The organism is Dietzia timorensis (assembly GCF_020742175.1).
Lineage (GTDB): Bacteria > Actinomycetota > Actinomycetes > Mycobacteriales > Mycobacteriaceae > Dietzia > Dietzia timorensis_A.
In genome coordinates this window covers 1-3,430 of record NZ_DYXM01000017.1, presented here as the reverse complement: position 1 = coordinate 3,430, position 3,430 = coordinate 1, and the positions used below count along the sequence as shown (strand labels likewise).

Here is a 3,430-nt window from a genome sequence, read left to right as displayed (position 1 = left end):
GGGTTCGTTTGCTCACTGCAATCAGGATTGCCGGGGATCCGATACAGGCTGTCGATCGGTTGGAAGTGGCGCCCCTGGTCATCGACGAGTTCCGACTGGATCGAGAACCCACAGGTGAGATCCCACGCTTCGGTGCCGGTGTTCTCGACCTCCGTGGTCACCGTGACCAGCTTGCCGCCCTCAATGGCATCGAGCGTTTCGGTAGCGGCGAACTCCGCCTTCACCCCGTCTTCCAGGTAGTCGATCGACGGGCCTTCCTCGACATTCGTGACGGTCAAGCGGACCCCATCAGAGTCGACGGCATCTCCCTTGCTGCCAGCTACGTCGCCGGACTTCGTGGACGACGAACCCGAATCACTTTCGACATCGAAGATCGACGCTGTGTCGGTGTCACCGCCGGTATCTGTGCCCGGCGCTGCGGGAACGGTCGAGGCGCCGGTGAAGAAGCCGAGCGTGAACACAACGGCCACGCCAACGACGGCGAGGACGATGCCGAGGATCAGCGGAGTCTTGCTGCGGGGCTTGTTCTCGGGAAAGGCGGGCATATCGTCGTACGGAGACGGGCCTGCGGAAAAAGGTGCGGACATGCAGGAACTTTCTGACTAAGGCGAACGTCGCGGACGTCGCGAGGAACGCTTCCCTTCCACGTGAAGGGAGCGACACAACGGCCGGAGCAGAGATGGCGCCTGTTGGCAGCCCGTCGTCACGGCCGAATCAGAATGATAGATACGCCCGTGGATGTGTTGCGCATTGGGCTCGAACACCGTTGCGCTCAAGGAGGCTGTCCGAATTGAGTGTGGTGCCGCATGAAATGTGGCCCGCCCGAATACCGGGTGACCACAAGTGAGGGCGCGAACATCGGTGAAACATCACGGGTATCCGCATCAATCCGAAGGTGGTGCGATTTTGGTGTCCTGCCCCTGCAGAAACCGTGGTTTCATCTAGTTCATGAGCACAAATTTTTCCTCCTCGGGATCCGGGATGAACACCGGCCGTCGCCGCGCGACCACGTCTCGCCGGGCCCTTTCCATTGCAGTCGCATCGGCTTCTGCGCTCCTGCTCGCCTCGTGTTCGGTCCTGCCCGGAGGCGGAGGTTCCGACGATGAGAAGCCGGCCGCTCCCGCGAACGACGCCAACGCTTCCGCCCCGACCAGCGTGGAAACGACCGTGATCACGACGACGGAGAAGGCGACGGAAGACGTCGAATCGTCGTCGTCCGCAGAGGCCGAGGAGGCGCAATCGGGCGGTGCCATCGACGAAGTCCAGATCGTCATCGACACCACACGCGAAGTGTCGCCCGGAGTGCTCCAGTATTCGAATTACGGCGAAGCCTCGGGCTGGATCGAGTGGCAGGCCGTTTCGGGCGGTGCACTTTACGACGCCGAGCAGTGCGTCGCCGTTGTCTCCCTCGTCGACCAGGGCGGAACCGTGCTCCTGACGGACCGCCAGAACAAGTGCGAAGGAAAGACGAAGTTCGATCTGCGGCCGAGCAAGAATCCGCCGGGCGAATACCGGATCGACGTGTCCCTCGCGCCGTGGGAGGACCCGGACAACCCGACCGAAGCCTCGTCGACTTTCGAGATGATCGCCTACGGCAACTAGCGTCAGCAGCGGTAACCGACTCGGCGGGTGCAACGGCTCCAGGCGAGCCGTCGTCAAGCAATCGGCGAGGACACCCCGTCGGCGAAGGCGATCTCACTCGTTTCTTCGCTCTCCTCGTCGCCACTAACGACCCCATGCCAGGTTCACGGACCGCGCGTATCTGCGTCCGCATGGGAAACCAGAATGATCGCGACGCCATCATCGACACTTTCCGCCGCTCGGGCCTCGAACTGCTGCGCCCCGAGACGATCCATCCCACCGACGCGACCCCGTTTCTCATCCTCACCTCCGAGGATCTGGAGGGGCCGGCGTTCTCGCACGTGCTCCACTTCGACGCCGAGATGATCGAGGATCACGCCGATTACGCCAAGTGGGTCCGCCAGTGGGCCCGGGCGACCGGAAAGGAGGACAAGCTTTCCGACGCTTCGTCGCACCTCAACTTCGAGGCCCGCACCGCAACGCTGGAGTACACCCTCGACGGCGTGCCCCGGCGCACGGAGTTCGAGCAGGCCGACGACTGGCTCAACCCCGAGGTCGCCATGGACATCCTCGATGACTTTGGCGACGTGCCCGGGCGCGTGCGGCTGTTCATCGACAACGGCCAGGGTGGCACGTACGTGTGGCTGCCTGAGGAAGGCGTCGCGGAGTTCCAGGAGCTGTTCCCGGAGGCGGAGCGCAGTTAGCCGCCCCGTCCCGCCTGTCTCTTAAGTCGACAGATCGACCTCGTCCCAGTCGGCGTCGACGTGGAACAGCCATGACAGGGCGCGATGCCACTCGAGCAGCGTGCCGGCGGTCTGCTCGTCGATGGAGGCCGGTTCCTCGGGGTTCAATTGCTCGTCGACGGCGATCCACCGCATCGAATGGACGAACTCGTACGTGTCGCACATCTCCGGCAGAGCGATCAGTTCGGTCGCGTGCTCGTAGACGCCGGCCTCACCGTTGTCCGCGACCCACTTGACCAGCGGCCAGGGGTCGACGCGAAACTGCCCCGCGGGAAGCTCCCGGATCCCCAGCACGTGCGCGAGCATCTGTGCCGCCATCACCTGCCACGCCAGCTGCGTCGCCGCGTGGCGCGCCTCGTCGCCGTCGGGGGAGTCGGTCTCGGCCGTCACGCCGGACTCGATCAACTCGACGAATCGCCGCTCCGCGGGCGTCATCGTCTCGAACGTCCCGGGCAGCACCCCACGAATCGCATCCACGGGCGGCCCCGCCTCGCCGAAGAAGAAGCCGGCCAGCTCGGAAACCGCCACCAGCGACATGAGCCGCTGCGCGACCTCCTGCGGCCCACGCACCACGGCCTCGAACTCGCTGCGCACCGGCGGGTAATGCCCGGGCAACGTCGCGCCCGTGTCCTTCGTGATTCCCGCCCGCACCCGCAGCGCCCGCTCCCGCGCCGCCGGGTGATACGGCACCCCGCCACCGGCGACGATGTCCTCGCCACGCGCATCGACCACCGCGCCGTCCGGCATGAGGAACACTGAATTCGATTGCTCCGCCCAGTCCTCCAGGCCGCTCAGGTCTTCGCGCTCGAACACGTACTGGCGCCGGGCGTCCCCGATGTGGCGGATCAGCCCGAACATGCTCGGCGTCATCTCCTGGCCGCCGCGCTCCCACACGTAGCCGGTGAACCCGTTCAGGTGCTCCACGAACTCGGGGTCATCGGCACCCCGCTGCTGGGCGTACGGCCCCGGGATCTCGTCGCGGACCGTGGAATAGGCGTTGATGTACATGGTGATCGAGTTTTCCATACCCAAAACGATCACGCAGGGGAGAGCCCATCCCACTCACCCTTCAATCACGCCATCCCTCAATCACCCCTCACCTCACT

Annotated in this window: 3 protein-coding genes and 1 pseudogene; 2 read left to right on the top strand and 2 right to left on the bottom strand. The window is 64.9% G+C overall.

Annotated features, from left to right (window positions below):
• Positions 1-587 (bottom strand): annotated as a pseudogene (locus K8V11_RS00830) (hypothetical protein); the annotation flags it as partial.
• Positions 588-948: 361 nt separating this feature from the next.
• Here K8V11_RS00830 and K8V11_RS00825 point away from each other — a divergent pair.
• On the top strand, positions 949-1,602 hold the full coding sequence (locus K8V11_RS00825) for a hypothetical protein (RefSeq protein WP_303910313.1): 654 nt from the start codon (positions 949-951) through the stop codon (positions 1,600-1,602).
• A gap of 170 nt (positions 1,603-1,772) precedes the next feature.
• Positions 1,773-2,285 carry a hypothetical protein gene (locus K8V11_RS00820; RefSeq protein ID WP_303910312.1) on the top strand — a complete coding sequence of 171 codons (513 nt, stop codon included), beginning with the start codon at positions 1,773-1,775 and terminating at the stop codon, positions 2,283-2,285.
• 21 nt (positions 2,286-2,306) lie between these two features.
• Here K8V11_RS00820 and K8V11_RS00815 read toward each other — a convergent pair whose 3' ends face one another.
• Complete coding sequence (locus K8V11_RS00815) at positions 2,307-3,350, bottom strand: DUF4272 domain-containing protein (RefSeq protein WP_303910311.1); 1,044 nt, start codon at positions 3,348-3,350, stop codon at positions 2,307-2,309.
• Positions 3,351-3,430 lie beyond the last annotated feature (80 nt).

Coding starts and splice junctions, on each gene's coding strand:
- K8V11_RS00815 (WP_303910311.1), bottom strand. CDS start 3,350: ATGGAAAACTCGATCACCATGTACATCAACGCCTATTCCACGGTCCGC.
- K8V11_RS00825 (WP_303910313.1), top strand. CDS start 949: ATGAGCACAAATTTTTCCTCCTCGGGATCCGGGATGAACACCGGCCGT.
- K8V11_RS00820 (WP_303910312.1), top strand. CDS start 1,773: ATGGGAAACCAGAATGATCGCGACGCCATCATCGACACTTTCCGCCGC.